The sequence below is a fragment of the Neisseria sp. P0017.S009 genome, assembly GCF_051957375.1.
Lineage (GTDB): Bacteria > Pseudomonadota > Gammaproteobacteria > Burkholderiales > Neisseriaceae > Neisseria > Neisseria perflava.
In genome coordinates this window covers 15,719-41,750 of record NZ_JBQCWL010000007.1, presented here as the reverse complement: position 1 = coordinate 41,750, position 26,032 = coordinate 15,719, and the positions used below count along the sequence as shown (strand labels likewise).

The window sequence follows — 26,032 nt, the reverse complement described above, 5'->3', positions numbered from 1 at the left end:
AGAAACGAATCATGAATACACGTTCACCCAACACGCCTTATTGGCTCAGAAACGGCCATGCCGACACCCTGTTTGCCAAGTTGCTGCAAGGCAAAGCGCCCGACTACCGCCGCGAGCTTCTGCCCGACAGTACCGGCAAAACCCAAGTTGCCTACGATTTTGTCGACAGCGCCGACCCCGATGCGCCGTTGGTGGTTTTGTTCCACGGACTGGAAGGTAGCAGCGAGAGCCATTACGCGGTCGAATTGATGAAAGCCGTACAGCAGCGCGGTTGGAACGGCGTGGTTGCCCATTTCCGCAGTTGCGGCGGCATAGAAAACACCGCGCCCGTGTTCTACCATCTCGGCGATACGCCCGAAATCGCTTATATGCTCAACACGCTGGCACAACGCTATTCAACCATCTACGCCGTCGGCGTTTCTTTGGGGGGTAATGCCCTGGCCAAATATTTGGGCGAGCAGGGCAGCAATGCCGTTCCGCGTGCTTCTGCCGTCGTTTCCGCGCCGGTTGATGCCGTGGCGGCAGGTACGCGTTTCGATCATGGCATGACGCGACTGATTTACACGCGCTATTTTTTAAATTCGCTGTTGCCGAAAGCCCAGGCGATTCCCCGGTTTCAGACGGCCTTAAGCCAGCAAAACTGCAAAACGCTTGGCGATTTTGACGACCGCTTTACCGCGCCGCTACACGGTTTTGCCGACCGCCACGATTACTACCGCCGCAACTCCTGCAAACCGTTTTTGAAAGGCGTGGATACGCCGTTGCTGCTGCTCAATGCCGTCAACGACCCTTTCCTACCGCCGGAAGCCCTGCCGACCGGGCGGGACGTGTCCTCGGCCGTTACGTTGTTGCAACCGGCATACGGCGGGCATGTCGGCTTCGTCAGCCGCGATCAAGGTCGTCTGAATCTGCAATGGCTGCCGCAAACGGTGTTGGACTATTTCAAACAGTATCAGCCGTAAATGAAAAAGGGCATGTATGCGACATGCCCTTAGGGTGTAGAAAGGAAAAAGGCCGTCTGAAAGAGTTTCAGACGGCCTTTTGAATAGCTTGATTATTTGCCTTTGTTGTCGGCTTTGGCTTCTTTTTTCAGAGAAGCGTACAACTCAGGGTCGCGGTTTTTCAGCAAGGACGCAACGGCCAAGTCGTCACGGTTTACTTTAGCCAAATCGACGCGCTCGATGTGTACCAAACGCAGCAATTCGCGTACAGGTTTAGGCATATTGCGGCCGGATTCGTAACGGGAACCACCGGATTGAGTCACACCGATGCGGCTCCAGAAGTCCATTTGGTTCAGGCCGAGTTTTTTACGGATATCACGGATGTTTTCAATTTTTTCGAACGATTTCATGAATCTTCCTTATTGTGGTATTTGTTGCATGCCTCTAGGCATAAAAATGGGTCTGCAAGAATGCCGGCATCCCTTTTCCTGTAGGCTTTTGGGGTGATATGTGGGCGTATTGCAAATGACTGATCTAGATAATTAGACAGTATATTCGAAAGAAGTTTGCCGCTGTTTGCCATAATTTGTGTAAATATTTCTTAATTCATTATTTCGTATAATTTTTGGCATATAAATCATTAAATTATGCGATTATCTTAAATATGGCGTGGGCAAATTTTTACATAACTAAACAATTCATTATGGGTAAAAACTTAATTTTGAGCTTTTATTCGGTTTGACGGGTCGGGAAAACGGATAAATTTCAGGCCGTCTGAATCTGTATTTTTAGACGGCCTGAAAATTTCTCAAGTTTAAGGCTTGCCGGTGGCAGGGCTGATAGTGAGGATTTCGTAGCCGGTTTCGGTAACCAAGACTTCGTGTTCCCATTGGGCGGAAAGGGAGCGGTCTTTGGTGACCACTGTCCAACCGTCGTTCAGGATGCGCAGGTGGCGTTTGCCTTGGTTGATCATCGGCTCGATGGTAAAAATCATGCCCGGTTTGAGGACGAGGCCCTGACCTTTGCGGCCGTAGTGGACCACTTGCGGCGCTTCGTGGAAACCGCGGCCGATGCCGTGGCCGCAGAATTCTTGAACTACGGAGTAGCCGGCATTTTCGGCAACCTGTTGGCAGGCATAGCCAACATCGCCGAGGGTGGCGCCGGGTTTGACTGCTTCGATACCCGCCATCATGGAGGCATGGGTCACGTCGATCAGGCGTTGGGCAATTGGGGAGACTTTGCCGACGGTAAACATACGGCTGGAGTCGCCGTGGAAGCCGTCTTTTTTGATGGTCAGGTCGATGTTGACGATGTCGCCTTCTTTCAGCGGCTTGTCATCGGGAATACCGTGGCAGATGACGTGGTTGACGGAGGTGCAGCAGGATTTCGGGTAGGGCGGGTTGCCGTAGTTGAGGGGGGCGGGATAACCGCCTTGGACGTTGACGTGGTAGTCGTAAACGAGTTTGTCGATTTCGTTGGTGGTGACGCCGGGTTTGACGAATTGGCCGATGTAGTCGAGGGCTTCGGCGACCAAGCGGCCGAGTTCGCGCATTTTTTCGATTTCTTCGGGGGTTTTGATGATGACTTTGTCCATGAGGTTTCCTTCTTGTTTCAGACGGCATGGGGGCCGTCTGAACGGGACGGGTGTGCCGTCTGTTTAAAACAGGTTGTCGAGATTGTCTTTATTGCGCGGTTTGGTTTGTGGTTTGGCCTCAGGCTCGGCTTTGGGAGTCGGTTTGGACTCGGGGGCTTTGGCTTTTGCCGGTTTGTTTTCTGCTGCTTGTGCGGCCGGTTTGCTGTCTGCGGCTTTGTTTGCTACCGGCTGGCTGTCTGCTTGAGGTGTGTTTTGAGCGGTAGGGCTGTTGTTGTCGGATTGTGTTTTTTCTGATTTGTCGGTTTCGGCGCGTTTGTTTTCTGTGCGTTTGCCGCGGTGTGCGGCAGGACGGTCGTTTTTTGCACCTTCTTCGGCTTTGTCGCTTTTTTCGGTTTGGGGAACAACCGGGTTGCCGGAAGCAGTTTTTTCGTCGCCTTCTTGGGCGGGTTGGACGGTTTCAAGTTCGACTGTGCCGTTGGGGCGCCAAACTTCAATGCGTGTGTCGGTTTGTTCGGCAGGGCTTTTTTCGGGTACGTCGGTTTTACCGGAGTTTAGGGTGCTGAATACGCCGGCAACAAGGGCTGCGACGGCGATAAAGCTGACAAGGAATAAAGCGCGGATTAGGTGTTTGGGCTTAAGTTGGAAAGGGGTTTTATTATTCTTGGACATGATGGGGCGGGTAATCGTTGGAGGAATGGCCGTCTGAATGTTCAGACGGCCCCGGGTTGCCTGTGAATCAGTTGGCAACGTAGTTTTGATAGAGGGTCACGACTTTTTGTACGCCGACGGTCGTGCTGACTTTTTGGGTCACGCGGGCTTGTTCTTCAGGCGTAAGGATGCCCATCACATAGGTCACGTTGCCGTAAGTCACGATTTTGACGCGTGCTTGGGTGGCTGGGCTGAGGCCCAACAGGGTAGCGCGGACTTTGGATGTACCCCAGGTATCGTTGGTCACATCACCGAGCGAACGCGCTTGTGAGGCAACAGTGATGTAGTTGTACACGCCTTCTGCGGCTTGTTCGGAGCGGGCGATGCGTTCAACAAATTGTTTTTCGCCTTCGGTAGCCACTTGGCCGAGCAGGAGCAGGTGGCGGTTGTAGCCGACAACGTTCAGTTTGGGCTTGTAGCCTTGAACTTGGTTGTTTTGGCGCAGGTAGGAGCGTGCGGTGGTTTCGACGCGCAGTGCCATAACGTTGTCGTCGGTTTGCGCGCCGGTGGTGCGGCGGTCGACGGCGGATTTGGTGCCGACGGCTGCACCGCCGATCAGTGCGCCGACGCAGCCGCTCAGACTCAGGCTCAAGAGGGTCGCAGTCAGAACGGGGAGGGCGTAGCGTTTGATGTTCTTCATATCCTTTTCCTTGGGTATGGACGGGTGGGCGTTCAGACGGCCTTTAAGGGATAGGCCGTCTGAAAAGAAAGGGTTACATGCCTTCAAGCAGGACGGAGTCGATGCAGTCGCACATGGCGTGAATCAGCAAAATATGGTTTTCCTGAATGCGGGCAGTGCGCGGATAAGGGACGTTGAGCAAAACGTCGGTATCTTTGAGCATGGCGGCGATTTTGCCGCCGTCGCGGCCGGTCATGGCGATGACGTGCATATCGCGTTCGTGTGCCGCTTTGATGGCTTCGATGACGTTGGCGGAATTGCCGGAGGTGGAGATGCCGACCAATACGTCGCCGGCACGTCCGAGCGCGCGCACTTGTTTGCTGAACACATGGTCGAAACCGTAGTCGTTGCCGATGGCGGTCAGGGCGGAAGTGTCCGTCGTTAGCGCGACAGCGGCCAATTCCATGCGCTCTTTTTCAAAACGGCCGGTCATTTCGGCGGCGAAGTGCTGCGCGTCGGCAGCCGAACCGCCGTTGCCGCAGGCCAGGATTTTGCCGTCGTTCATCAGGCATTGCAGCATCAGCTCGGCGGCCTGTGCGGTCGGCTCGACCAGTACTTTTTCAGCTTCCTGCTTGGCGCGGATGCTCTCGGCAAAATGTGCGGAAACTCGTTCTTGTAATGTTGTCATGAGGTTAACCTGTAATATTTTGAATCCATTCGGGCGGGCCGTCGCCCTCGATCAGTACCGCATCCAGGCGGCAGGGCGCATGGTTTAACCCGTGCTTTTGCAGATAATACTCTACACTTCGTTGCAATTTCAATAATTTGGACGGCGAGATGCTGTATGCGACACCACCGAAATCTTGGTTTTTGCGGTATTTTACTTCAACAAACACAATCGTACTGCCGTTTTTGACAATTAAATCGATTTCGCCGTAGGCGCAATGCCAGTTCCGTGCCAGCAGCGAGCAGCCTTTGGCCTGTAGGAACGCCAGTGCCGCATCTTCGGCCGCCGCCCCCTGTTTGTGGTTTAAGCGCATGAAAAGTTTACCCGTTATATAATCATTGTTTTTAAAGAGACGCCGTTTCAGATGGCCTTGAATCTATGTACACAAAACACCTGCAAAAAGCCGTCGACAGCATCGAAAAACAGACATTATACGTTGTCGCCACACCCATCGGCAATTTAGCCGACATAACGCTGCGCGCGCTGGCCGTTCTGCAAAAGGCCGACATTATCTGCGCCGAGGATACTCGTGTTACCGCCCAGCTTTTGAGTGCGTACGGCATTCAGGGCAAACTCGTGAGCGTGCGCGAACACAACGAGCAGCAAATGGCCGATAAAATCATCGCCCATCTTTCAGACGGCCTGAGTGTTGCCCAAGTTTCGGATGCGGGTACGCCTGCGGTTTGCGATCCCGGTGCGAAACTTGCCGCCCGCGTGCGTGAAGCCGGATTTAAAGTGGTGCCTGTGGTCGGCGCAAGCGCGGTCATGGGGGCGTTGAGCGTGGCCGGGGTGACGGAATCCGATTTTTATTTCAACGGTTTCCTGCCGCCTAAGGCCGGCGAACGCCAAAAGCTGCTGGCCAAATGGGCGGAAGCCGATTTTCCGATTGTGATGTTTGAAACGCCGCACCGCATCGAGGCAAGCCTTGCGGATATGGCCGCGCAGTTCCCCGAACGCCGTTTGACTTTGGCACGCGAAATCACCAAAACGTTTGAAACCTTCCTCAGCGGCACGGTTGCCGAAATCCAAGCCGCCCTTAAAAACGACAGCAACCAAACGCGTGGCGAGATGGTGCTGGTGTTGCACCCTGCGGTGAAAGAGAAACACAGCGATTTGCCCGAGGCGGCGCAAAACACGATGAAAATCCTTGCGGCCGAGTTGCCGACCAAACAGGCCGCCGAGCTTGCCGCCAAGATTACCGGCGAAAGCAAAAAAGCCTTGTACGATTTAGCGTTGGAGTGGAAACGGATTTCAGACGACGCTTGAGGTCTTGCAGGCTTATTTCTCTCAACCTGTGGTGTGAACGATGCGACGATTTCCTACAGGCAAGGCTGGGTATTGTTCGTTATCCGTTTGCCGGTTCTACAGGCTTTATATAGGCAAAGTTTTGTTTGCCGCATTGCTTCCCCCCCCCCCTTGCAATTTATAATGACACTGCATACAACTAGTATGTTCTTAAATCTTTCAATCTACAGGAGTGGACTTATGAAACAAAACATCATCGTTGCCTTATTCAACATCTCCAGCGAAGCTTATCAAGCCTTTTCTGAATTGAAAGCTTACTCGCAGACAACAGATGCTTTGGTGGCACAAGCCGTTTTGGTTAAAAAGGAAAATGACCTGATTATCCCAGCAGAAAGCACCGACTTTACCGCCAATACGGTCGAAGGCACATGGACGGGCAGCCTCATTGGTTCACTGGTCGGCATTCTCGGCGGTCCTATCGGTGTTCTGTTGGGTGGAGCTACTGGCGCACTCATCGGCAGTGATGCAGGTACTGCCCAAACATTGGAAGAGGGGGCGTTGCTGGAAAATACAGCCAAAAAACTGGATAACGGCAGTACTGCAATCATTATTTTGGCGCAAGAATCCGACGAGGCTGTATTGGATGCTTTCTTCCACCGTTTCAAAACCGTTATTCTCCGGCAAGATGCAGTCGTTGCCCAACAGGACGTATTGGCAGCAATAGAAGCGCAGGAAGAAGTGGCACGTCAGGCACACGAAGCTTGGAAAAAACAGCGCAAAGCCGAACGCAAAGAGAAAGTGGAAGCCTTCAAGGCCGACATCAAACAAAAATTCGACGAATTGGCAGCCAAGTTGAAATAACACTGCCACCAACCCAAGGTATGTAACCGCTCAAATTTTCCGTTTCGGATGCATGCCAAACCGGTTTGAGGCTACCTGAAAATCTATTTTTCAGGTAGCCTCTCCCTTTTTCATGCCCCGAGACCTTTGCAAAGGTCTCAACCTATGTTATTGCAAAGGTCTCGGCCTTTTTATAATTGGATTTTAGATCGATCCAATAGGTTCAATACGCTTCTAAGTTTGCGTTTCAGACGGCCTCAATGTTTGGCAAACCTGCTTTAACGCTGCCATACGTTGCGCAAATATTCGATGCAGTCGGTCAGGGCGTAAAACGGGGCGTTGCCGTGATTGGCGTTGGGGTAGAGGGTAAAGCGGACATCCGCGCCGAGGTGGTGCAAAGTGCCGGCAAGAATTTTGGCTTGTGCAACCATGCCGCGGCTGGTTTGGTCGGGGCGGTTGTTTCTGCCTTCATGTTCGCCTGCGCCAAGGCGGATGCCGATTCTTTGCGGTAAAGTGTCGGGCAGCCAATCGAGTACGCGGCGGTCTTGCCACCAGATAGACGGTGACACCAGCAAATAATGGCGGAATCGTTCGGGGTGGGTGAACAGGGAATAGAGACCGTACAAGGCGCCGAACGAATGGCCGAAGACGGCTTGGTTTTGTGTATCGATGCGGTATTTGCTGTCGAGCAGGGCGGAGAGTTCGTCATCAAGAAAGCGGCTGAAGCGGTCGGCTTGGCCGTATTGTTTGCGTTCGGATTCGGGCGCGTTGTCGGGCAGCGGCGGCGTGTAGTCGAGGGCGCGTTGGCTTAAGTCGCGGATGGTGCCGCCGGTGTAGCCGATGCCGACAATCAGGCAGGCGGCATGGCTTTTGGTGATGGGGTTGATGAGCAGGGATTGTGCCATATTGAGGATGGCGGGGAAAAAGGCATCTCCGTCAAGAATATACAGTACGGGATAGCCGCCTGCCGGACGTTCGCCGAGTGCCGCGGCTTGAATGCGGTAGGTGCGGCCGGTGTGTGCGGAGGTAATGGAAGTTTCTTCGGCTTGCAGCAGGGTGGCGGCTTGCCAGTTGGGACGGATGGGCATGATGGGGTGCTTTAATCAATGGGTTGTTTAAGTAAAAGGAGAAAAGGCCGTCTGAACAATGGATTTCAGACGGCCTTATTGTACCGATTCTTGTCTTTTTAACAATACGCGTGATTAGCGTACGTCAACGTAGGAGCTGCTGTGCAGTTCGCGCAGGAGGTTGGTGGTCGCCTGTTGCGCTTTTTGTTGGGACAGGTATTGGCGGACGGCGTTTTGTTGGCGCTCTTCAGGCGTACCTGCTTCGCGGACGTCGTTCAGCTTGATGATGTGCCAGCCGAATTGGGTGCGGACAGGGGCGCTGATTTGGCCGGGTTTGAGTTTGTGGACGGCTTCTTCAAATGGGGCAACCATCATGCCGTCGGCAAACCAGCCCAAGTCGCCGCCGTTGCCGGCGCTGCTGTCTTGCGAGTATTGGCGTGCCAAACCGCCGAAATCTGCGCCGCTGCGGGCTTGTGAGTAGATTTTGCTGATGGTGCTTTCTGCGCCGACGGCGGCATTGTCGTTGTCGGCTTTAATGAGGATGTGTTGGGCATGATATTGGCGCACGGGGTCGGCTTCGGGCAGGGTGATGCCTTGTTGTTTGGCCTGCTCGATGTAGCGTGCCACTTCGGAGTCGCTGACGCGGCTGTTTTGCATGATGGCCTGTTGGCGCACTTTTTCAACAATAATGCTGTCGGCGATGTCTTGACGGACGGCGGCAGACGGGTTTTTGATGTTGGGGTTGTGCGCGATGACGGCTTCGATTTCGCTATCGGTCGCTTGGATGTTGCGGCGTTTGCCGGCTTGGAGGATTAGGGATTGGTTGATCATTTGTGCCAGAACCTGTTGGCGCAGCTCGTTGGCGTCCATTTGTGTGCCTTTCGGCATGGTTTGACGTGCTTGTGCTACGGCTTGTTCTACTTGGCGGTGGGTAATGACTTCGTTGTCGACAACCGCGGCAATGCCGTCTGAAAGATGTACGCCGCTTTGTACGGCGGGCATGGCGGTGGCGCTGACGGCAGGGGCTTTGGCTGCGCGCGCTTTGCCTGCTTTGGCTTTAGGGGCGGCGTGTGCGCCTACTGCGAGAGTGAGTGCGGCGACGAGAATCAGGGGTTTGAAGTTCATTGTTTGACTACCTCGTTGGTTTTGCTGTAACCGGGGATGGCTAAGCGGAGTTTTTCGAATGGGTTGTTGCCGATATTGCTCAAGTCTTTGAGTTGGAGGTTGAAGAATACGGCGTTTTTGTGGCTGTTTTCGCCGGTAACATAGCGTTGGCCGACCAAGCTCGCGCTCCAGCAGCCGCAGTTGCTTTTGTATTCTGCACCGATGAGCATTTCCAGCGGTTTTTTGGCTTCGATTTCGTAGTTATAACGGGCGACGGCGTACAAGTTTTTGCTCAACGGCCATTGGGCGGCAAGGTCGACTTGGCTGAGTTTGTCGTAGAAATAGTTGCCGTTGGCTTGCAGATAGATGCGCTCGTTGCGTCCGTATTTGTAGCGCGCGCTTAAGACTTTGCCGGGTTCGGGGTTGTAGGCGACCCCTGCGGCGTAGCTTTCGGCACGGCTTTGGTTTTGGTTGTAGTGGATGTCCAAGTCGATGCGGATGCTCGGGGTAATGTTGCCGTGTGCAAAGGCTACCCAGTCGGACTGGCTGCGCGGATAACGGCTGACGCTGCCGTCAGGCAGGACGTTGTCGTTTTTGAAGTAAAACTTCTGGCCGATACCTGCACGGAAGAGTTCCGCACCGGTATTGGGGTTGAGGATGCGGCTTTGTGTGGCCAGCGTCAGGCTGTTGGCCGAATTGATGCGGTCGTTGCCGGAATACAGGTTTTCGCGGAACAGCTGCGAATAGGTAAAGCTGTTTTCGGAGCTGTCGAAATTGGGCAGGTCGTTTTGGGACTTGGTCGGAATGTAGTTGTAAAACAGGCGCGGTTCGAGCGTTTGCAGGTATTCTCCGCCGAAGAGACGGGCCCTGCGCTCGAAGGTCAGGCCGCTGTCGACGTTGATGATTGGCAGGACGCGGCTGACATTGCGGCTGCTTTGGCCGTTGAAGCTGTTGAGGCTGTAATAAGTGGCGTGTACGCCGACTTTAGGCCGGATGTAGCCCCATTGGTTGTGGAAGTCCCATTTGACGCTCGGGTAGAGCACCACGCGGCTGCCGTCTTGCTTGGTATCGTGGTCAAAACGGGTGAATTGGCCGAACACGTTGAGTTGCGCTTTGCCGAGATGGCTTTGCCAACGGCCGGTCAGGCGGGGCATGATGGCATAAGGCTCGTCTTTATAGCCGTCTTGGTTGGCCAGCGTTTGGTATTTTTGTACGCGCAACGAGCCGTCGAAGCTGCCGCCCAACAGTTTGTCGCTGTAATTGAGCCATGCCTGACGGTCAAGGTTAACGTTGCGTGCGATGTCTTCGCGGCCGTAGAAGTCGCGGTAGTAATCGTCGTCGGAAACTTGGTTGTAGTTGATGCCGCCGCTGATTTTGCTGTTCAGCTGCTGCTGGTGTTTCCATTTGAACTGGTAGCGGTTGTTGTGGACGCTTTTTTGGTCGTTCGGCATCCAGTCGCCATCGACTTCGCCGCTGTAATTCGGTTGCAGGTAACGGACTTGGCCGCCCAGTTGCACGCCGCGTTTGCTGATAATGCCCGGGCGGATGGTGGCATCCAAATTCGGTGCAAGATTGAAATAGTAGGGCAGGCTCAGCTCAAGGCCGTCTGAACCGGTGGCAATAGTCGGAACGAGCAGGCCGCTTTTGCGGTTGCCGTTGATGGGAAAGTCCGCCCAAGGCGTGTAGAGGACGGGGACACCGCCGAATACCAGCGAAGCGTGTTTGGCCACGCCGATGCCTGTCGATTCATCGGCTTCGATGCTTTGCGCTTGGATATACCAGCTGGCATCGCCGGGCGAACAGGTGTTGAATTTGGTATTGATGAGTTTGTAGAGGCCTTTGCCTTTGAGTTCGGCTTTTTCGCTGACACTTTGAAGGCGGCGGCCGCCTTGTTCGGTATTGAGGCGCACGGCAGTTCCGGAACCGGTTTGGTTTTTGAGGTTGTAAACCAATTGGTCGCCGGATACGGTCGAACCGTTTTGATACAGGGTAAAGCGGTCGCCGGCGGTAACGGTATCGGCGGCTTGGTCGTATTGCGCCCAATCGGCGTTGAGAACATCGGCATTGCGCTCGACAATGACGTCGCCTTCGGCACGGACGCCGACTTGGGTTTGGCCTTCTATTTTATCGGCGTTGACGCGGGTGTAATCGGCAGGCAGGGCAGGCTCGCCGCTGCGTTTGATTTCAGCGGTTTCGGCAGGCTTGGCATCTTCGTGGTCGCAAAACAGGCAAGTGCTGCCCAAAGAAAGCGGATCGGCTTCGCTTTGGCTGGTTTGTGCTGGTTTGGATGCAGTGACGGGGGCAGGGGTATAGTCTTCCGCCTGTGGAACAGAAGCATCTTCCGCACGCACGGCTGTTGCGCCAAAGCCCATAATTAAGGCGAGTACCAAGGGTTTGAGTGAAAATAAACGAGCCAAAATCGCCCCTTAAATCGGTTTGCCAGTTAGAATAGCGGTTATTGTAACCTGAAATTCTGCGATACCGCTATGCAACGACAAACCGAATTACAAAACTGGCTGGAGTCTGTTTACCCGAACCAGCCGTTCGAATTGAGCTTTGCGGCAGCCGATGCCGACTTCCGCCGCTATTTCCGTGCGACGTTTTCAGACGGCCAGACCGTTATCTGTATGGATGCGCCTCCTGAGAAGATGAGTGTTGCACCTTATTTGAAAGTACAAAAACTGTTTAACATGGTCAATGTGCCGCAAGTGCTTCATGTGGATGAAGCGTTGGGCTTTATGGTGTTGAACGATTTGGGCAATACCACATTCCTGACCGCCATGAATCAGGAAAACAGCGAAACCGCCCACAAAGCCCTGCTGCTCGAAGCCATCGACGAACTGATCGAACTGCAAAAAGCCAGCCAACCCGGCAAACTGCCGGAATACGACCGCGAAGTCATGCTGCGCGAGATTAACCTGTTCCCCGAATGGTTTGTGGCCAAAGAATTGGGCCGCGAGTTGACCTTCAAGCAACGCCAGTTGTGGCAGCAAACCGTCGATACTTTGCTGCCGCCCCTGTTGGCACAACCTAAAGTTTACGTTCACCGCGACTTTATCGTCCGCAATCTGATGCTGGCAAAAGGCCGCCCGGGCGTGTTGGACTTCCAAGACGCGCTTTACGGCCCGATTTCCTATGATTTGGTGTCGCTGCTGCGCGATGCATTTATCGAATGGGAAGAAGAATTTGTATTGGACTTGGTCATCCGTTACTGGGAAAAAGCACGCGCTGCCCAGCTGCCTGTACCTGCCGAGTTTGACGAGTTCTACCGCTGGTTTGAATGGATGGGTGTACAACGCCATTTGAAAGTGGCCGGTATTTTTGCCCGCCTGTACTACCGCGACGGCAAAGACAAATACCGTCCTGAAATTCCGCGCTTCTTGAACTATTTGCGCCGCGTATCCCGCCGTTACAACGATTTGGCGCCGCTGTATGCGTTGCTGGTCGAATTGGTCGGCGATGACGAATTGGAAACAGGCTATACCTTCTAAGCTTGGTTTTTTAAGATTTGATTCCACTTTTCAGACGGCCTGATCAACAAAAGGCCGTCTGAAACCTTTACAGAACACATAAACATGACTTACATGATTTACCCCAAAACCTACGACGTGATTGTTGTCGGTGGCGGCCATGCAGGTACCGAAGCCGCGCTTGCCGCCGCACGCATGGGTGCGCAAACCCTGCTGCTTTCACACAACATCGAAACCCTCGGCCAAATGTCGTGCAATCCCTCCATCGGCGGTATCGGCAAAGGCCACCTCGTGCGCGAACTCGACGCATTAGGCGGCGCAATGGCGTTGGCAACCGACAAATCCGGTATCCAGTTCCGCCGCTTGAACGCCAGCAAAGGCGCGGCGGTGCGAGCCACGCGCGCGCAGGCAGACCGTATCCTATATAAAGCCGCCATCCGCGAAATGTTGGAAAACCAAGAAAACCTCGACCTTTTCCAACAAGCCGTCGAAGACGTCACGCTTGACGGCGAACGCATCAGCGGCGTGGTTACCGCGATGGGCGTGGAGTTTAAAGCACGCGCCGTCGTGTTGACCGCCGGCACGTTTTTGTCCGGCAAAATCCATATCGGTTTGGAAAACTACGAAGGTGGCCGCGCCGGTGACCCAGCCGCCAAATCCTTGGGCGGCCGTTTGCGCGAATTGAACCTGCCGCAAGGCCGTCTGAAAACCGGCACGCCGCCGCGTATTGACGGACGCACGATTGATTTCTCCCAACTGACCGAACAGCCCGGCGACACACCCGTTCCTGTAATGTCCGTACGCGGCAGCGCCGATATGCACCCGAGCCAAGTGTCCTGCTGGATTACGCATACCAACATGCAAACCCACGACATCATCCGCTCAGGCTTCGACCGCAGCCCGATGTTTACCGGCAAAATCGAAGGCGTGGGTCCGCGTTATTGTCCGTCTATCGAAGACAAAATCAACCGCTTCGCCGACAAAGACAGCCACCAGATTTTCCTCGAACCCGAAGGCCTAACCACGCATGAATACTATCCAAACGGTATCTCCACCAGCCTGCCGTTCGACATCCAAATCGCCCTCGTGCGCAGCATGAAAGGTCTCGAAAACGCCCATATCCTGCGCCCTGGCTACGCCATCGAATACGACTACTTCGATCCGCGCAACCTCAAAGCCAGCCTCGAAACCAAAACCATCCAAGGCCTCTTCTTCGCCGGACAAATCAACGGCACCACCGGTTACGAAGAAGCCGCCGCGCAAGGCCTGCTCGCAGGCGCAAACGCCGTGCAATACGTCCGTGAACAAGACCCGCTCCTGCTGCGCCGCGAACAAGCCTATCTCGGCGTATTGGTGGACGACCTCATCACCAAAGGCGTGAACGAGCCCTACCGCATGTTCACCAGCCGCGCCGAATACCGCCTGCAACTCAGGGAAGACAACGCCGATATGCGCCTGACCGAAGACGGCTACAAAATCGGCTTGGTGGGTGAAGAACAATGGCGCATGTTCAACGAAAAACGCGAAGCCATCGAACGCGAAATCCAACGTTTGAAAACAACGTGGTACACGCCGCAAAAACTCGCCGAAGAAGAGCAGCTGCGCGTATTCGGCCAAAAACTCAGCCGCGAAGCCAACCTGCACGACCTCCTGCGCCGTCCGAACCTCGACTACGCCGCGCTGATGACCCTGCCCGACGCACAACCTGAAACCGCACTTGCCGACAGCGTGGTCGAACAAGTCGAAATCCAAGTCAAATACCAAGGCTATATCGACCGCCAAAACGAAGAAATCGACAGCCGCCGCGACATCGAAACCTTAAAGCTGCCCGAGGATATTGATTACAGCAAGGTTAAAGGTTTGTCGGCAGAAGTGCAGCAAAAGCTCAACCAGCACAAACCCGAAACCGTCGGCCAAGCCAGCCGCATTTCCGGCGTAACCCCCGCAGCAGTGGCTTTGCTGATGGTGCATTTGAAGCGCGGGTTTAAAGATGCGAAGTAAGTTACCTGAACGCGGAGCAGCCGCAGGTCGGATAATTCTTGTGTTTCGACACATCTGTTACTACAAGATGTCAGATTCAAGAATCTGACTTGCGGTAGGTTTTCAAAGTCTACAAAAGCAGCCTACACATTAAAATTGATGTGTAAAACCCAACCTGAAAATTAAATAAGGAGTAACAATGGGCTTTTCCCTATATTTTTACCGCTTTGAAAATGGCGAACAGGTAGACGGCAACCGTGAAGGTGCAAAATCATTTTTAAACAGCAGGGGACTAGATAGCTGCCTTCGTGATAAGGACGGCAACTATTTAGAGTTTGATAACTGTTCCACAGATTTGGAAATAACGGATTTCAATGATAGGGAATGCCAGTTTGAAGGAAATATTGGCCATGCATATTTAACGGATGAGGAGTGTAGTTTCATCTATGAGTTGTGCCATGCTGCGGATTGGGTGATTGTTAATCCGCAATTTAGCGATACTGAACCCTTATTGATCTTATTAGAACAAGACACTGCACAACATTTGCCGGAAGAATATAGTGATAACTATACCGTCATATCTTCTGGAGAAGAGTTGCAAATGCTGCTTTTAAACGGATTTCATCAGTTTCAAGCTTGGAAAAGCCGTATTCTGTAGCAACTGTATTTTTGCCCGACGGGGTAAAAAATACAGTTGCTACGGCACTAATACTCGATAAATAGTAAAAAGGAGTAAAATTGCAACATTTGATACACAAGATTCAAGAGGTTTAGTCGGTAAACATCTGATTTATCCCTATGATAACGGCTGGAATTATGAAATTTATGTAAAAAATGCCGAACATATGGATTACCATACTCGCCCTTGAAAGGCAGTCTAAAAATATCATTCCAGACAGTTTTATCAATTTATTTTTCAGTTACGGGAATTTTTAAATTCCTTAAGCCCACCTTCAAATTGGAGCTGTATCAATGAAACCCCGACTTTCCCCATTTGCTGCCGTGCTATTTTTGGCCGGAATTTCTGCTGTTCATGCAGCACCCGCTCAAAATGCACAAAAGCAGTGCATTACCCTGAAAAATATCTCTATCACCGATACTGTCATCACTAAAGCCGAATGGTCGAACGGCGAAATCAGTGCCGACAGAATGTCTTCCCTCACTGGTGGTTCAACCAATGTCTTACAGTCCAAACCGCATTGCGTGGTGGAAGGCGAAATTGGCGCGCGCACCGGTGCAGACGGCAAGCATTACGGCACGAAATTCCAACTCAGGCTACCTGAAAATTGGAACGGAGGTTTCCTGTTTCAAGGCGGTGGCGGGGTGGACGGCTTTGTTGCGCCCGCCGTGGGTAGTATCCCCGTACGCACCTCTACCGCTACGCCAGCGCTGATGCGCGGTTATGCCGTAGTTTCTATGGACGGCGGCCACCCCACGCCCACGCCCAACTTCGGCGCAGACCAGCAGGCGCGTTTAGACTTCGCTTACCAGTCCACAGGAAAAGTAACCGTCGTTGCCAAGCATTTGATTCAAAAGATGTATGCCGTTGCGCCGAAACACAGCTATTTCATGGGCTGCTCCAACGGCGGACGTGAAGCGATGATGGCCGCACAACGCTATCCTTTAGAATTTGACGGTGTGATTGCCGCCAATCCCGGCTTCCGTCTGTCGCGTGCTGCCGTCGCCCAACAGTGGGATTATCAACAGTTCATGAAAATTGCCCCCAAAGACGCGCAGGGCAACAAAATCCTGGCTAATGCCCTGACCCAAGCTGATTTGGACAAAGTGAGCGAAGCGGTGAAAAACCGCTGCGACGCACGCGACGGTCTGAAAGACGGCGTGATTAACGCATGGGAAAGCTGCGATTTCAAAGCCGAACACGCCGGTCTCTCCCCCGCCAAAACCGCAGCCCTTAAAGCCGTGATGGACGGCGCACGCGACTCACGCGGCAACCAGATTTACAGCGGCTGGTATTACGATGTGGGTATGAATCAGCCCGACTGGCGTAAATGGAAGCTCGGCAGCTCGCAAACCGCCAAGCCTGATTCACGCGGCGTAACGCTCGGCGCAGGTTCGCTTACTTGGTATTTCATGACTCCCGCCATGCCGAACTTTGATTTGAGCAAATTCGATTTTGACCGCGATACGCCCAAAACATACCAAACCGGCGCAATTAACGATGCGGTGTCCACCGATTTGAGCAGCTTCCGCGCACGCGGCGGCAAACTGATTGTGATCACCGGCGTGTCCGACCCCGTGTTTTCCGCCAAAGACCAAGTGGCATGGTTCCGCCAAATGAATGCCGACACGCCAAGCGCCCAAAGCTTCAGCCGCCTGTTTATGATACCCGGCATGAACCACTGCGGCGGTGGCCAAGCCTTCAATGATGTAGATCCGCTCACACTTTTGGAAAATTGGCATGGCAAAAACCAAGCCCCCGAGCGCATGATTGCACAAGGGAAATCCTTCCCGAATAAACAAATGCCGATTTGCGCCTATCCGAAAGTCGCCACTTATACCGGCGGGAATGAAAATAAAGCAGATAGCTTTGAATGCCGCTGATTGATGTAAAAGAGAAATATAAAACAGAATAAAGGCCGTCTGAAACTTTCAGACGGCCTTTATTTATCAGGGGATTGACGGTATTGCACCTTATTTCATTAATTTTTTAAAGAGTTCAGATTGTCAGCAAGATGGGTGTGTTCTGATGAAAAAATGAAGAAGCAAACGTTTTTTCAGGACGCGTCATAAGCTGCCGCTTTTTCGAGCAGTTTTACCCTTGCCTGCGGCCATTCCTCACGCAGCAGGCTGTATTCAACCGTATCGCGCACGCTGCCGTCTTTCCGCAGCTTGTGGCAGCGCAAGATGCCGTCTTGGTGTGCACCCAAGCGTTCGATGGCGCGTTGGGAGGCGGTATTGAGGTTGTCGGTCTGCCAGCAGACGCAACGGCAGTTTAAAGTGTCGAAAACGTAGTCGAGCAACATGATTTTGCAGGCGGTATTGATGTGCGTGCGCTGTGCCGACAGGGCATACCATGTGAAACCGATGTAGAGGCGTGGGATGGCGGGGTCGATGTGGTAAAGCGAAGTTGAGCCGACAATTTTTCCCGTGTCTTCGTCGATGACGGCAAAGGCGAGGCGGGTTTGTATGGCGGTGCGGATATAGTCAGCTACTTGGTGGGGTTCGGGCGCGGTGGTTACGTTCAGCTTCCAAACTTCGCCGTCGCAAACTGCTTCGCGCAAACCGGCTTCGTGTGCCGTTGTTAAAGGTTCGAGACGGACGCGGTCAAAGGATAAAACGGGAGTGGATGAGAAATCAGTCATGGAGGTTTCCTTTGTATTTGATAGTTTGAGTTTTCAGACGACCTTTTATAGTGTCTTAGCGGACAGCATCTCTGAGGTCGTCTGAAAGCTATTGATTAATGATGTTTGAACACCAGCACGCCCAACTCCGATACAAACCCGTCCAGCGGCAGGTCGTGCGGTTCGGTCGGCAGTGTGTCGGTCAGTTGGCAGCCGAAGCCTACGCCCAGGGTTTGGGTTTGCAGGCGGTATTTCATGGCGGAGAGAGTGGCGTCGTAATAGCCGCCGGCTTGTCCGAGGCGGTAGCCGCGTTTGTCGATGCCGACGATGGGGACAATCAGTAGGCTGAGTTGGTGGACGCGGATTTTTTTGCCGGTGAATTGGGGGACATGCAATTTGGCGCGGCCGCGTTTGCGTTCTTGTTTGGCGCCGTCGGCAGGGTAGGGGGTGAACCACATCCGCCGCGTGTTCGGTTCGATATAGGGCAGGTAGAGTTTTGCGCCGCGTTTTTGTGCGGCACGGACAAAGCCGTCCAATCGCAATTCCTTGCCCATCGGCCAATACACGCCGATTTTCCGTCCTTTTTTGATGTAGGGCTTGAGCAGGCGGTTGATGGTTTCGGTGGCGGCGTTGCGCTCGTCTGCGCTCATTTGGGCGCGTGCGCGGCGGAACTGTTTGCGTAATGCCGATTTTTCGGGATTCCTCATTTTCAGACGGCCTTTCGGGATTGCGGTAGAATGTTGCGATTATAACGATTTTGTTAACATTCAAACAGGACGCACACAATGTGGCACATTGTCGCCATCGGCTACCTTTTTGTTGCCGTGATGTTTTCCGCCGCGCAGCCGAGTATTGCACGCGCGTTGATTTATTTGGTTTTTTGGGCAGTGTTGCCCACCGTGTTCACGGTCTTCGTCGTGACCATCCGCCGCCGCAACCGCCTGATGAAACGGCAGGAGCAGGCGGAGTTTGAAGCGGCTCGCCAAAAGGCGGTACAGACGGATGAAAAACAGGACGGAAAGGTATAAAATCCCTTTTCAGACGGCCTCTTATCCGCTATAATCCGTCAGTTTTCCATTTCGGAAACACTCTTTTATTTTTTAAAACTTATGCCCACTTTCGCCGAAGGGTGCTTGACAATAGGCGCCGCCTATCAAGTTCTATGCGATTGAATGTGTGCTCTTTAACCCTTTCAAGGAAATAACATGTCTCAAATTACTATGCGTCAGATGATTGAAGCCGGTGTTCACTTCGGTCACCAAACCCGTTTCTGGAACCCGAAAATGGCTCAATACATTTTCGGTGCGCGCAACAAAATCCATATCGTAAACTTGGAAAAAACCCTGCCGATGTTCCAAGAGGCGCAAGAAGCCGTACGTCGTCTGGTTGCCAACAAAGGTACAGTATTGTTCGTAGGTACTAAACGCCAAGCCCGCGACATCATCCGCGAAGAAGCTACCCGTGCCGGTATGCCTTTCGTTGATTACCGCTGGTTGGGTGGTATGCTGACTAACTACAAAACCGTTAAGCAATCCATCAAACGCCTGGAAGAAAAAACTGCTGCCCTGGAAAACGCTGCTGAAGGCGGTTTCAACAAAAAAGAAATTCTGGAAATGCAACGCGACGTTGAAAAACTGGAACGTTCTTTGGGCGGTATCAAAAACATGAAAGGCCTGCCTGACGCGATTTTCGTTATCGATACCGGCTACCAAAAAGGTACTCTGGTTGAAGCTGAAAAACTGGGCATCCCTGTTATCGCCGTAGTCGATACCAACAACAGCCCTGACGGCGTGAAATACGTTATCCCTGGTAACGATGACTCCGCTAAAGCTATCCGCCTGTACTGCCGCGGCATCGCTGACGCAGTTTTGGAAGGCAAAAACCAAGCGCTGCAAGAAACTGTAGCCGCTGCCCAAGAAGCTGCTGCCGAGTAATTCGGTACACAGAAGAGGGGCGTTATGCCCCTTTTCTCAAATCCCGTTCTGAAATCCGTTTCAGACGGCCACTATTTCCAAACACGGCAATGGCCGTGTTCCCAAAAATCTAGGAGATTCAAAATGGCAGAAATTACTGCAAAAATGGTTGCCGACCTGCGCGCCGCTACCGGCCTGGGCATGATGGAATGCAAAAAAGCCTTGGTTGAAGCTGAAGGCAACTTCGACAAAGCCGAAGAAATCCTGCGTATTAAATCTGGTGCGAAAGCCGGTAAACTGGCTGGCCGTACTGCTGCCGAAGGCGTATTGGCTTACGCGATCAACGGCAATGTCGGCGCATTGGTTGAAGTAAACTGCGAAACCGACTTCGTTGCTAAAGACGCCGGCTTCGTAGAATTTGCCAACTTCGTTGCTAAAACTGCTGCCGAGAAAAAACCGGCTTCTGTTGAAGAACTGAGCGAACTGGTTGAAGCAGAACGCAAAGCCATCATCGCTAAATTGGGCGAGAACATGTCTGTTCGCCGCTTCCAAGTGATCGACACTGCCAACCAACTGGTTGCCTACATCCACGGTGCTTTGGCTACCGAAGGCGTATTGGTTGAGTACAAAGGCTCTGAAGACGTAGCACGCAAAATCGGTATGCACATCGTTGCCGCTAAACCACAATGCGTAAGCGAAGCCGAAGTAGATGCTGAAACCGTTGAAAAAGAACGCCACATCTACACTGAACAAGCTATCGCTTCCGGCAAACCTGCCGACATCGCCGCTAAAATGGTTGAAGGCCGTATCCGCAAATTCTTGGCTGAAATCACTCTGAACGGCCAAGCGTTCGTGATGAACCCTGACCAAACTGTTGCCCAATTCGCTAAAGAAAACGGCACTGAAGTGATCAGCTTCGTACGCTACAAAGTAGGCGACGGTATCGAGAAAGCTGTTGTTGACTACGCAGCCGAAGTTGCTGCCGCTGCTAAAGTGTAAGGCACTTATGAAAAAGAAAGCACCTAGATTCCAAACGAATCAGGGTGCTTTTTTTTGAGAAAACCGTTTACGGTACCTATTTTAAGACGACCGAATATAAAGGCCGTCTGAAAACCAAAACAATAATAGAACGACACACCATATCATTGTAATCCGACCGTTTGAAATTCAGACGACCCAAACTCCGACCGACGACATTCAAGAAAGCAAGGTATCCCATGACACAGCAAATCAAATACAAACGCGTATTACTGAAACTCTCCGGCGAATCTCTGATGGGTTCCGATCCGTTCGGCATCAATCACGATACCATCGTTCAAACTGTCGGCGAAATTGCCGAAATCGTGAGAATGGGCGTGCAAGTCGGTATCGTTGTCGGCGGCGGTAACATTTTCCGCGGCGTATCTGCACAAGCAGGCAGCATGGACCGCGCCACTGCCGACTACATGGGCATGATGGCAACCGTGATGAACGCGTTGGCACTCAAAGACGCATTTGAAACTTTGGGCATCAAAGCGCGCGTACAATCCGCACTGTCTATGCAGCAAATTGCTGAAACATACGCCCGTCCTAAAGCCATTCAATATTTGGAAGAAGGCAAAGTCGTGATTTTCGCTGCCGGTACCGGTAACCCATTCTTCACGACCGACACTGCCGCTGCATTACGCGGCGCGGAAATGAACTGCGACGTGATGCTCAAAGCCACCAACGTCGACGGCGTGTACACCGCAGACCCGAAAAAAGACCCATCTGCAACACGCTACGAAACCATTACTTTTGACGAAGCCTTGTTGAAAAACCTCAAAGTGATGGATGCCACTGCTTTTGCCCTCTGCCGCGAACGCAAGCTCAATATCGTGGTATTCGGTATTGCTAAAGAAGGCTCGCTCAAACGCGTGGTAACCGGCGAAAACGAAGGTACACTGGTTCACTGCTAATCATTGAAAGGCCGTCTGAAACAGTCGAACGGGATACATTCGGCTTTCAGACGGCCTTTTATTTTCAGTCGGTTGCATGGGTATTGGCTCATGGTTTGAAAAGGTTAAGAACTTGCTTGACCATAATGCCCAACCGACAATTCGATAACAAAGGATACTCCATGAATATCACCGTCTTGGCTGTCGGCACGAAAATGCCGCGTTGGGTGGATGAAGCCGTCGGCGAGTACGCCAAACGCTTCGGGCGCGATGTTAATTATGCGCTGAAAGAAATCAAGCCAGAGAAACGCGGCGCGGGTGTGAATGCGGCTCAGGGCATGGCGGCTGAAGAAAAACGCCTGCTGGAAGCCATACCGCAGGGCGCGTTTTTGGTGGTATTGGACGAGCGCGGCAAAGCGCCGACTTCGGTCGAATTGGCGCAACATTTGAAAAGCTGGCAGCAAAACGGCGAACACGTCTGCTTTATTATCGGCGGCGCAGACGGCATGACCGACCGTTTGAAACAGCAGGCAAATATGATGATGCGCCTTTCCAGCCTGACCTTGCCGCACGGTATGGTGCGCGTTTTGCTGACCGAGCAGCTTTATCGCGCCGTTTCGATTTTGCACAACCATCCGTATCATCGGGAATAATCCGCTTTGAGTGCAGGGATAAGAAGGCAATGCCGCCTTGTCGGTTTAACGCGGGGTTGAACCTGCTTTCAGACGGCCTGATTTTTCCGCATGAATCCCTTATAATCGTTTCTTTGATAAATCAACATCTTTCGGGAGAACCCAAATGTCCGATTTCCGTCAAGACTTCCTCAAATTCGCTTTGGCACAAAATGTGTTGAAATTCGGCGAATTTACGACCAAGGCCGGCCGTCAGTCGCCTTATTTTTTCAATGCCGGTTTGTTCAATGACGGCGCATCGACTTTGCAGCTGGCGAAGTTTTACGCCGAGGCCATTATTGCCAGCGGCGTGAAATTCGATATGCTGTTCGGCCCAGCCTATAAAGGCATTATTTTGGCGGCGGCAACAGCGATGATGTTGGCGGAAAAAGGCGTAAACGTACCGTTTGCCTACAACCGCAAAGAAGCCAAAGACCACGGCGAGGGCGGCGTGTTGGTGGGTGCGCCTTTGAAAGGCCGCGTGCTGATTATCGATGATGTGATTTCCGCCGGTACATCCGTGCGCGAGTCGGTCAAACTGATTGAGGCCGAAGGCGCAACGCCTGCCGCAGTGGCTATTGCGCTCGACCGCATGGAAAAAGGCACGGGCGAATTGTCGGCGGTGCAGGAAGTCGAAAAACAATACGGCCTGCCGGTGGTTTCGATTGCCAACCTGAATGACTTGTTCACGCTCTTGCAAAACAATGCCGAATTTGGCGGCTTCTTCGAGCCGGTCAAAGCCTATCGCGAACGTTACGGCGCGGTTTAAACCATAACATCATGCTCAGGTCGTCTGAAAACTGTTTCAGACGGCCTGAAACATTAGCTAAAATATATATTTTTGATTCAATACACTTACGGAAAATACTCATGCCTGCTTGTTCTTGTCCTCATTGTAAAACACCACATTGGGTGAAAGATGCCCAGTTGAACGTGGCGCAGGGTTTCGTGGTCTGCACGCGTTGTTCGGGGATGTTTAAGGCCAAGGATTATCTGTCGGGCAACCTGCCGGCCGATCCGGCCCATCTGCCTGTGGCGGTAACGGATGTGCGCCTCGTACATAACATCGGTGCGCAAATCCTCAAACACTCCAAACTCTCGCGCAAAGAAATTTCCGATTTGCTCAATAGCGCGCTCAAGGAAGAGCCCAAGGCGGAAGAGCAGGCGGCAGTCAAAACGCGCAAGGACGGTTTCAACTGGACGTTGGCATCGCTGATTGCGCTGACGGTTTTGATTATGCAACTCTTTTATCTTGCCCTGCTATGAGTGCCATCGCCCATTTTGTCGCCAGCTTTCGTGAGGCCGCGCCCTATATCCAATATTTGCGCGGCAAAACCATGGTGGTCGGCGTGACCGACAGCTTGTTGGAAGGCGAAACCCTGATTCGTTTGGCCGCAGATTTGAACCTGTTGGCCAGCTTGGGCTTGCGTTTGGTCTTGGTACACGGTTCGCGGCATTTGCTCGACAAATTGGCTTCGGGTCGGAATTTTGTTCCGAAATACAGCGGCAGCCGACGGATTACCGATGAAGCGACCCTGATGGAAGTGAAGCAGGTGGCGGGGATTATCCGCAGTGATGTGGAAGCCGCCTTGTTCAGCAGCGTATCTGCACCGCAACGGAGCAAGCCGCCGGTTATCGCGTGCGGCAACTTTATTACCGCCCGTCCGTTGGGCGTTATCGACGGCGTGGACATGGGCTATACCGGTACCGTCCGCAAAATCGACGCGGAAGAAATCCGTTTGCGTTTGGATGGCGGTGCGGTGGTGCTGATCAGTCCTTTGGGGCATTCGTACAGCGGCAAAACCTTCAACCTGAGCATGTGTGAAACCGCTCAGGAAGTGGCCATGGCTTTGCAGGCGGAGAAGCTGGTTTTCTTGACCGAAGAAGCCGGTATCCGCCGCGCCGACGGCTCGTTGGCCAATACTTTGTCTGTCGGCGAAGTGCAGGAGCTGATACACGACAATCCCGATGCGCCGGCCGATTTGCTGCATGCGGCGGTAGGTGCGTTGGAAAACGGCGTATCGCGGGTGCAGATTCTCAACGGCCGTGAAGACGGCAGCCTGCTGCGCGAGCTGTTTACCCGCGAGGGCAGCGGTACATCTATTGCGCGCGAGCCGTTTGTTTCCATCCGTCAGGCGCGCAGCGACGATATTCCGCACATCATCGCCTTAATCCGTCCTCTGGCGGAACAAGGCATCTTGTTACACCGCAGCCGCGAGTATTTGGAAAACCATATTTCCAGTTTTTCCGTATTAGAACACGATCAAAACATTTACGGCTGCGTGGCGCTGAAAACCTTTTCCGAGCCTGATTGCGGCGAATTGGCCTGTCTGGTGGTGTCGCCCGAAGCGCGCGATGGCGGCTATGGCGAATTGCTGTTGGAACATCTGTTTCAAAAAGCGCGTGTCTTAAATATCAAAACGCTTTTCGCCTTATCCACGCACACGGGCGAATGGTTTGTCGAACGGGGCTTTCAGACGGCCTCAGCCGATGACCTGCCTGCCGAACGCCGGCAGGAATACAATGCCAACGGCCGCAATTCCAAAGTATTCGTTTATGACTTGCAGGCCGTCTGAAAAGTTTGAATAGTCTAAGTCGTTTAAAAAAAAGGGGCTCTAATTACCTAGCCCCTTTTATTCATTTAATTTTTATGGCGAATATTTTAATATCATTTAGATCCTGCTGAGAATTCAAATCCCCATCCATAATATTGGCTACAATCTGCATGTCCATTAAAGAAATTAATATCTTTACGGACAGACATTTGTAACTCATCAAAATCGATCGTTGCAATAGCACAGAATGTACGAGAGTCAGTTTGTTTTCCCATTTCAACTACAATTTCAGGTTGGTTAGGAACTTTGACTGTAACAATTGCATCGGATTCAGCCCATTTGGCAGCACCTTCATAAATGAAGCAATAAATAACCAAACGCCGTAAATCTTTGATTCCCTTAGGATTGACGAGAATGTTTTCTCCTTCTGATGAGCTCCCATTTCTGTCGTCACCACAATGCCATACCCAAGGGGCTTGTGTATAGCATCCTTGGCGAGTAAGGCGATCTTTGGAACCACCTTGACCTTTGGAGAATTGCAGACCGTCAATGAGTGAGGCCGTACCGTCTTTCAATTCCCAGTAGCAGCCTAAATCCAGGTCAATTTCTTTATTGGAGCCAAATAAGCTACCAAAAAAGCCTGTTGGTTTTTGTTGTGTCCAATTTAAGTTGATTGTAATTTGTTGATCTGTTGCCTTAGAAAGGTTAATTTTGTGAGAATCCCCTTTTTTTTCTAAGGTAATTTTACTTAATGAAACCATCTCTAATTCCTCCAATTAGCCCACATTTACACCATATTGTTGGCAAAGGGCATGTAATCCACCAGTGTATCCCTGACCGATTGCACGGAATTTCCATTCACCGTTATGACGATAAATTTCACCAAAAACCATTGCGGTTTCAGTACTGTAGTCCTCAGAAAGATCGAAGCGTACAATTTCATCGCTAGTATCGTTGTTGACAATACGTACAAATGCATTGCTTACCTGGCCAAAGTTTTGGCGATGAGCTTCTGCATCATGAATAGTTACTGTAATAAAAAGAGATTTAATATTGTTCTGAACCTTATCTAAGCAAACACTAATGCTTTCATCATCGCCATCGCCACTGCCTGTCAGATTATCCCCCATATGTTCTACGCCACCACAAGGTGATACCAGTTGGTTATAGAAAATAAAATGACTATCAGAAGGTACTTTACCATTTTCTGTTGTCATGAATACGCTTGCATCTAAGTCAAAATCTTGTCCGTCAGTAGAACGGGCATCCCATCCTAAACCGACTAAAACATTTTTTAGACTTGGATCTGTTTTACTTAATGAAACGTTTTGACCTTTAGTTAATGAAATTGCCATATTATAATTTTCCAGTTTTTGTTGG

At 52.1% G+C, this 26,032-nt stretch carries 29 protein-coding genes; 16 read left to right on the top strand and 13 right to left on the bottom strand.

The annotated features are described in order from the left end of the window. Positions 1-11: 11 nt before the first annotated feature. Positions 12-962, top strand: coding sequence for a YheT family hydrolase (locus ACTHTG_RS09000; RefSeq protein WP_440360649.1), 951 nt, complete (start codon positions 12-14; stop codon positions 960-962). Positions 963-1,054: 92 nt separating this feature from the next. Here ACTHTG_RS09000 and ACTHTG_RS08995 read toward each other — a convergent pair whose 3' ends face one another. From ACTHTG_RS08995 to ACTHTG_RS08970, 6 genes are all read right to left on the bottom strand, one after another. Beyond that, positions 1,055-1,351, bottom strand: a complete 297-nt coding sequence (locus ACTHTG_RS08995; protein ID WP_003680641.1) for a helix-turn-helix domain-containing protein — start codon at positions 1,349-1,351, stop codon at positions 1,055-1,057. A 404-nt stretch (positions 1,352-1,755) separates the two neighbouring features. Next, positions 1,756-2,556 carry a type I methionyl aminopeptidase gene (map, locus tag ACTHTG_RS08990; RefSeq protein ID WP_223168906.1) on the bottom strand — a complete coding sequence of 267 codons (801 nt, stop codon included), beginning with the start codon at positions 2,554-2,556 and terminating at the stop codon, positions 1,756-1,758. Between the two features lie 42 nt (positions 2,557-2,598). Continuing rightward, positions 2,599-3,204, bottom strand: coding sequence for a hypothetical protein (locus ACTHTG_RS08985; RefSeq protein ID WP_440360650.1), 606 nt, complete (start codon positions 3,202-3,204; stop codon positions 2,599-2,601). 67 nt (positions 3,205-3,271) lie between these two features. Next, on the bottom strand, positions 3,272-3,883 hold the full coding sequence (locus ACTHTG_RS08980; RefSeq protein ID WP_150538015.1) for a BON domain-containing protein: 612 nt from the start codon (positions 3,881-3,883) through the stop codon (positions 3,272-3,274). Positions 3,884-3,956: 73 nt separating this feature from the next. Next, on the bottom strand, positions 3,957-4,550 hold the full coding sequence (locus ACTHTG_RS08975; RefSeq protein ID WP_003749391.1) for a phosphoheptose isomerase: 594 nt from the start codon (positions 4,548-4,550) through the stop codon (positions 3,957-3,959). A gap of 4 nt (positions 4,551-4,554) precedes the next feature. Next, positions 4,555-4,902, bottom strand: a complete 348-nt coding sequence (locus ACTHTG_RS08970; RefSeq protein WP_440360651.1) for a YraN family protein — start codon at positions 4,900-4,902, stop codon at positions 4,555-4,557. A gap of 65 nt (positions 4,903-4,967) precedes the next feature. On the opposite strand from ACTHTG_RS08970, the gene rsmI reads away from it, so the two are divergent. Both rsmI and ACTHTG_RS08960 read left to right on the top strand, forming a co-directional pair. Continuing rightward, complete coding sequence (rsmI, locus tag ACTHTG_RS08965) at positions 4,968-5,855, top strand: 16S rRNA (cytidine(1402)-2'-O)-methyltransferase (protein WP_070829718.1); 888 nt, start codon at positions 4,968-4,970, stop codon at positions 5,853-5,855. A gap of 219 nt (positions 5,856-6,074) precedes the next feature. Further along, positions 6,075-6,695 carry a DUF1269 domain-containing protein gene (locus ACTHTG_RS08960; protein ID WP_440360652.1) on the top strand — a complete coding sequence of 207 codons (621 nt, stop codon included), beginning with the start codon at positions 6,075-6,077 and terminating at the stop codon, positions 6,693-6,695. Positions 6,696-6,952: 257 nt separating this feature from the next. On the opposite strand, the gene ACTHTG_RS08955 is transcribed toward ACTHTG_RS08960, so the two are convergent. The 3 genes from ACTHTG_RS08955 to ACTHTG_RS08945 form a co-directional block, all read right to left on the bottom strand. Beyond that, positions 6,953-7,762 (bottom strand): alpha/beta hydrolase, encoded by an 810-nt coding sequence (locus ACTHTG_RS08955; protein ID WP_440362644.1) that lies wholly within the window; start codon positions 7,760-7,762, stop codon positions 6,953-6,955. Between the two features lie 114 nt (positions 7,763-7,876). After that, positions 7,877-8,866, bottom strand: a complete 990-nt coding sequence (locus ACTHTG_RS08950) for a peptidylprolyl isomerase (protein ID WP_440360654.1) — start codon at positions 8,864-8,866, stop codon at positions 7,877-7,879. Next, complete coding sequence (locus tag ACTHTG_RS08945) at positions 8,863-11,262, bottom strand: LPS-assembly protein LptD (RefSeq protein WP_440360655.1); 2,400 nt, start codon at positions 11,260-11,262, stop codon at positions 8,863-8,865. The genes ACTHTG_RS08950 and ACTHTG_RS08945 overlap by 4 nt, the downstream gene beginning before the upstream one ends. A gap of 69 nt (positions 11,263-11,331) precedes the next feature. Between ACTHTG_RS08945 and amgK the strand changes: the two genes are divergently transcribed. From amgK to ACTHTG_RS08920, 5 genes are all read left to right on the top strand, one after another. Beyond that, a complete protein-coding gene (gene amgK / locus ACTHTG_RS08940) occupies positions 11,332-12,336 on the top strand; it encodes an N-acetylmuramate/N-acetylglucosamine kinase AmgK (RefSeq protein ID WP_004520257.1) in 1,005 nt (334 codons plus the stop codon). Positions 12,337-12,420: 84 nt separating this feature from the next. Beyond that, positions 12,421-14,316 carry a tRNA uridine-5-carboxymethylaminomethyl(34) synthesis enzyme MnmG gene (gene mnmG, locus ACTHTG_RS08935; RefSeq protein ID WP_440360656.1) on the top strand — a complete coding sequence of 632 codons (1,896 nt, stop codon included), beginning with the start codon at positions 12,421-12,423 and terminating at the stop codon, positions 14,314-14,316. Positions 14,317-14,494: 178 nt separating this feature from the next. Next, positions 14,495-14,953: a hypothetical protein gene (locus ACTHTG_RS08930; protein WP_049336864.1), complete on the top strand. Its 459-nt coding sequence runs from the start codon at positions 14,495-14,497 to the stop codon at positions 14,951-14,953. A gap of 61 nt (positions 14,954-15,014) precedes the next feature. Continuing rightward, complete coding sequence (locus ACTHTG_RS08925; protein ID WP_199900443.1) at positions 15,015-15,164, top strand: phenolic acid decarboxylase; 150 nt, start codon at positions 15,015-15,017, stop codon at positions 15,162-15,164. Between the two features lie 103 nt (positions 15,165-15,267). After that, the gene (locus ACTHTG_RS08920; RefSeq protein ID WP_053088472.1) at positions 15,268-16,857 is read left to right on the top strand and encodes a tannase/feruloyl esterase family alpha/beta hydrolase; all 1,590 of its coding nucleotides are present in this window, start codon (positions 15,268-15,270) and stop codon (positions 16,855-16,857) included. A gap of 173 nt (positions 16,858-17,030) precedes the next feature. Here the strand turns inward: ACTHTG_RS08920 and ACTHTG_RS08915 are convergent, their stop codons facing one another. Together ACTHTG_RS08915 and ACTHTG_RS08910 are read right to left on the bottom strand one after the other, a co-directional pair. Further along, positions 17,031-17,618, bottom strand: coding sequence for a GNAT family N-acetyltransferase (locus ACTHTG_RS08915; protein ID WP_049336865.1), 588 nt, complete (start codon positions 17,616-17,618; stop codon positions 17,031-17,033). A gap of 95 nt (positions 17,619-17,713) precedes the next feature. Then, a complete protein-coding gene (locus ACTHTG_RS08910) occupies positions 17,714-18,304 on the bottom strand; it encodes a 5-formyltetrahydrofolate cyclo-ligase (RefSeq protein WP_070588228.1) in 591 nt (196 codons plus the stop codon). Positions 18,305-18,382: 78 nt separating this feature from the next. Between ACTHTG_RS08910 and ACTHTG_RS08905 the strand changes: the two genes are divergently transcribed. The 8 genes from ACTHTG_RS08905 (at position 18,383) to argA (ending at position 24,673) form a co-directional block, all read left to right on the top strand. Further along, complete coding sequence (locus ACTHTG_RS08905; RefSeq protein WP_004520263.1) at positions 18,383-18,625, top strand: hypothetical protein; 243 nt, start codon at positions 18,383-18,385, stop codon at positions 18,623-18,625. 177 nt (positions 18,626-18,802) lie between these two features. Continuing rightward, complete coding sequence (rpsB, locus tag ACTHTG_RS08900; RefSeq protein WP_002230071.1) at positions 18,803-19,531, top strand: 30S ribosomal protein S2; 729 nt, start codon at positions 18,803-18,805, stop codon at positions 19,529-19,531. Positions 19,532-19,654: 123 nt separating this feature from the next. Continuing rightward, positions 19,655-20,509, top strand: a complete 855-nt coding sequence (tsf, locus tag ACTHTG_RS08895) for a translation elongation factor Ts (RefSeq protein WP_002223203.1) — start codon at positions 19,655-19,657, stop codon at positions 20,507-20,509. 218 nt (positions 20,510-20,727) lie between these two features. After that, positions 20,728-21,447, top strand: a complete 720-nt coding sequence (gene pyrH / locus ACTHTG_RS08890) for a UMP kinase (protein WP_003708812.1) — start codon at positions 20,728-20,730, stop codon at positions 21,445-21,447. 161 nt (positions 21,448-21,608) lie between these two features. Beyond that, a complete protein-coding gene (gene rlmH / locus ACTHTG_RS08885) occupies positions 21,609-22,079 on the top strand; it encodes a 23S rRNA (pseudouridine(1915)-N(3))-methyltransferase RlmH (RefSeq protein WP_036493712.1) in 471 nt (156 codons plus the stop codon). Between the two features lie 145 nt (positions 22,080-22,224). Beyond that, positions 22,225-22,866 carry an orotate phosphoribosyltransferase gene (pyrE, locus tag ACTHTG_RS08880; RefSeq protein ID WP_003682682.1) on the top strand — a complete coding sequence of 214 codons (642 nt, stop codon included), beginning with the start codon at positions 22,225-22,227 and terminating at the stop codon, positions 22,864-22,866. Positions 22,867-22,967: 101 nt separating this feature from the next. Continuing rightward, the gene (locus ACTHTG_RS08875; protein WP_039862294.1) at positions 22,968-23,363 is read left to right on the top strand and encodes an MJ0042-type zinc finger domain-containing protein; all 396 of its coding nucleotides are present in this window, start codon (positions 22,968-22,970) and stop codon (positions 23,361-23,363) included. Then, positions 23,360-24,673 (top strand): amino-acid N-acetyltransferase, encoded by a 1,314-nt coding sequence (gene argA, locus ACTHTG_RS08870; protein ID WP_070624710.1) that lies wholly within the window; start codon positions 23,360-23,362, stop codon positions 24,671-24,673. The genes ACTHTG_RS08875 and argA overlap by 4 nt, the downstream gene beginning before the upstream one ends. Before the next feature lie 92 nt (positions 24,674-24,765). Here argA and ACTHTG_RS08865 read toward each other — a convergent pair whose 3' ends face one another. Next, on the bottom strand, positions 24,766-25,413 hold the full coding sequence (locus ACTHTG_RS08865; protein ID WP_070624712.1) for a TerD family protein: 648 nt from the start codon (positions 25,411-25,413) through the stop codon (positions 24,766-24,768). A gap of 15 nt (positions 25,414-25,428) precedes the next feature. After that, positions 25,429-26,007, bottom strand: a complete 579-nt coding sequence (locus ACTHTG_RS08860) for a TerD family protein (protein ID WP_070624714.1) — start codon at positions 26,005-26,007, stop codon at positions 25,429-25,431. Between the last annotated feature and the right edge of the window lie 25 nt (positions 26,008-26,032).

Coding starts and splice junctions, on each gene's coding strand:
- ACTHTG_RS08980 (WP_150538015.1), bottom strand. CDS start 3,883: ATGAAGAACATCAAACGCTACGCCCTCCCCGTTCTGACTGCGACCCTC.
- rlmH (WP_036493712.1), top strand. CDS start 21,609: ATGAATATCACCGTCTTGGCTGTCGGCACGAAAATGCCGCGTTGGGTG.
- tsf (WP_002223203.1), top strand. CDS start 19,655: ATGGCAGAAATTACTGCAAAAATGGTTGCCGACCTGCGCGCCGCTACC.
- rsmI (WP_070829718.1), top strand. CDS start 4,968: ATGTACACAAAACACCTGCAAAAAGCCGTCGACAGCATCGAAAAACAG.
- mnmG (WP_440360656.1), top strand. CDS start 12,421: ATGACTTACATGATTTACCCCAAAACCTACGACGTGATTGTTGTCGGT.
- ACTHTG_RS08975 (WP_003749391.1), bottom strand. CDS start 4,550: ATGACAACATTACAAGAACGAGTTTCCGCACATTTTGCCGAGAGCATC.
- ACTHTG_RS08915 (WP_049336865.1), bottom strand. CDS start 17,618: ATGACTGATTTCTCATCCACTCCCGTTTTATCCTTTGACCGCGTCCGT.
- ACTHTG_RS08955 (WP_440362644.1), bottom strand. CDS start 7,762: ATGCCCATCCGTCCCAACTGGCAAGCCGCCACCCTGCTGCAAGCCGAA.
- ACTHTG_RS08950 (WP_440360654.1), bottom strand. CDS start 8,866: ATGAACTTCAAACCCCTGATTCTCGTCGCCGCACTCACTCTCGCAGTA.
- ACTHTG_RS08985 (WP_440360650.1), bottom strand. CDS start 3,204: ATGTCCAAGAATAATAAAACCCCTTTCCAACTTAAGCCCAAACACCTA.
- argA (WP_070624710.1), top strand. CDS start 23,360: ATGAGTGCCATCGCCCATTTTGTCGCCAGCTTTCGTGAGGCCGCGCCC.
- ACTHTG_RS08920 (WP_053088472.1), top strand. CDS start 15,268: ATGAAACCCCGACTTTCCCCATTTGCTGCCGTGCTATTTTTGGCCGGA.
- ACTHTG_RS08995 (WP_003680641.1), bottom strand. CDS start 1,351: ATGAAATCGTTCGAAAAAATTGAAAACATCCGTGATATCCGTAAAAAA.
- ACTHTG_RS08930 (WP_049336864.1), top strand. CDS start 14,495: ATGGGCTTTTCCCTATATTTTTACCGCTTTGAAAATGGCGAACAGGTA.
- ACTHTG_RS08970 (WP_440360651.1), bottom strand. CDS start 4,902: ATGCGCTTAAACCACAAACAGGGGGCGGCGGCCGAAGATGCGGCACTG.
- amgK (WP_004520257.1), top strand. CDS start 11,332: ATGCAACGACAAACCGAATTACAAAACTGGCTGGAGTCTGTTTACCCG.
- ACTHTG_RS08910 (WP_070588228.1), bottom strand. CDS start 18,304: ATGAGGAATCCCGAAAAATCGGCATTACGCAAACAGTTCCGCCGCGCA.
- rpsB (WP_002230071.1), top strand. CDS start 18,803: ATGTCTCAAATTACTATGCGTCAGATGATTGAAGCCGGTGTTCACTTC.
- pyrH (WP_003708812.1), top strand. CDS start 20,728: ATGACACAGCAAATCAAATACAAACGCGTATTACTGAAACTCTCCGGC.
- ACTHTG_RS08875 (WP_039862294.1), top strand. CDS start 22,968: ATGCCTGCTTGTTCTTGTCCTCATTGTAAAACACCACATTGGGTGAAA.
- ACTHTG_RS08960 (WP_440360652.1), top strand. CDS start 6,075: ATGAAACAAAACATCATCGTTGCCTTATTCAACATCTCCAGCGAAGCT.
- ACTHTG_RS08865 (WP_070624712.1), bottom strand. CDS start 25,413: ATGGTTTCATTAAGTAAAATTACCTTAGAAAAAAAAGGGGATTCTCAC.
- pyrE (WP_003682682.1), top strand. CDS start 22,225: ATGTCCGATTTCCGTCAAGACTTCCTCAAATTCGCTTTGGCACAAAAT.
- ACTHTG_RS08905 (WP_004520263.1), top strand. CDS start 18,383: ATGTGGCACATTGTCGCCATCGGCTACCTTTTTGTTGCCGTGATGTTT.
- ACTHTG_RS09000 (WP_440360649.1), top strand. CDS start 12: ATGAATACACGTTCACCCAACACGCCTTATTGGCTCAGAAACGGCCAT.
- ACTHTG_RS08860 (WP_070624714.1), bottom strand. CDS start 26,007: ATGGCAATTTCATTAACTAAAGGTCAAAACGTTTCATTAAGTAAAACA.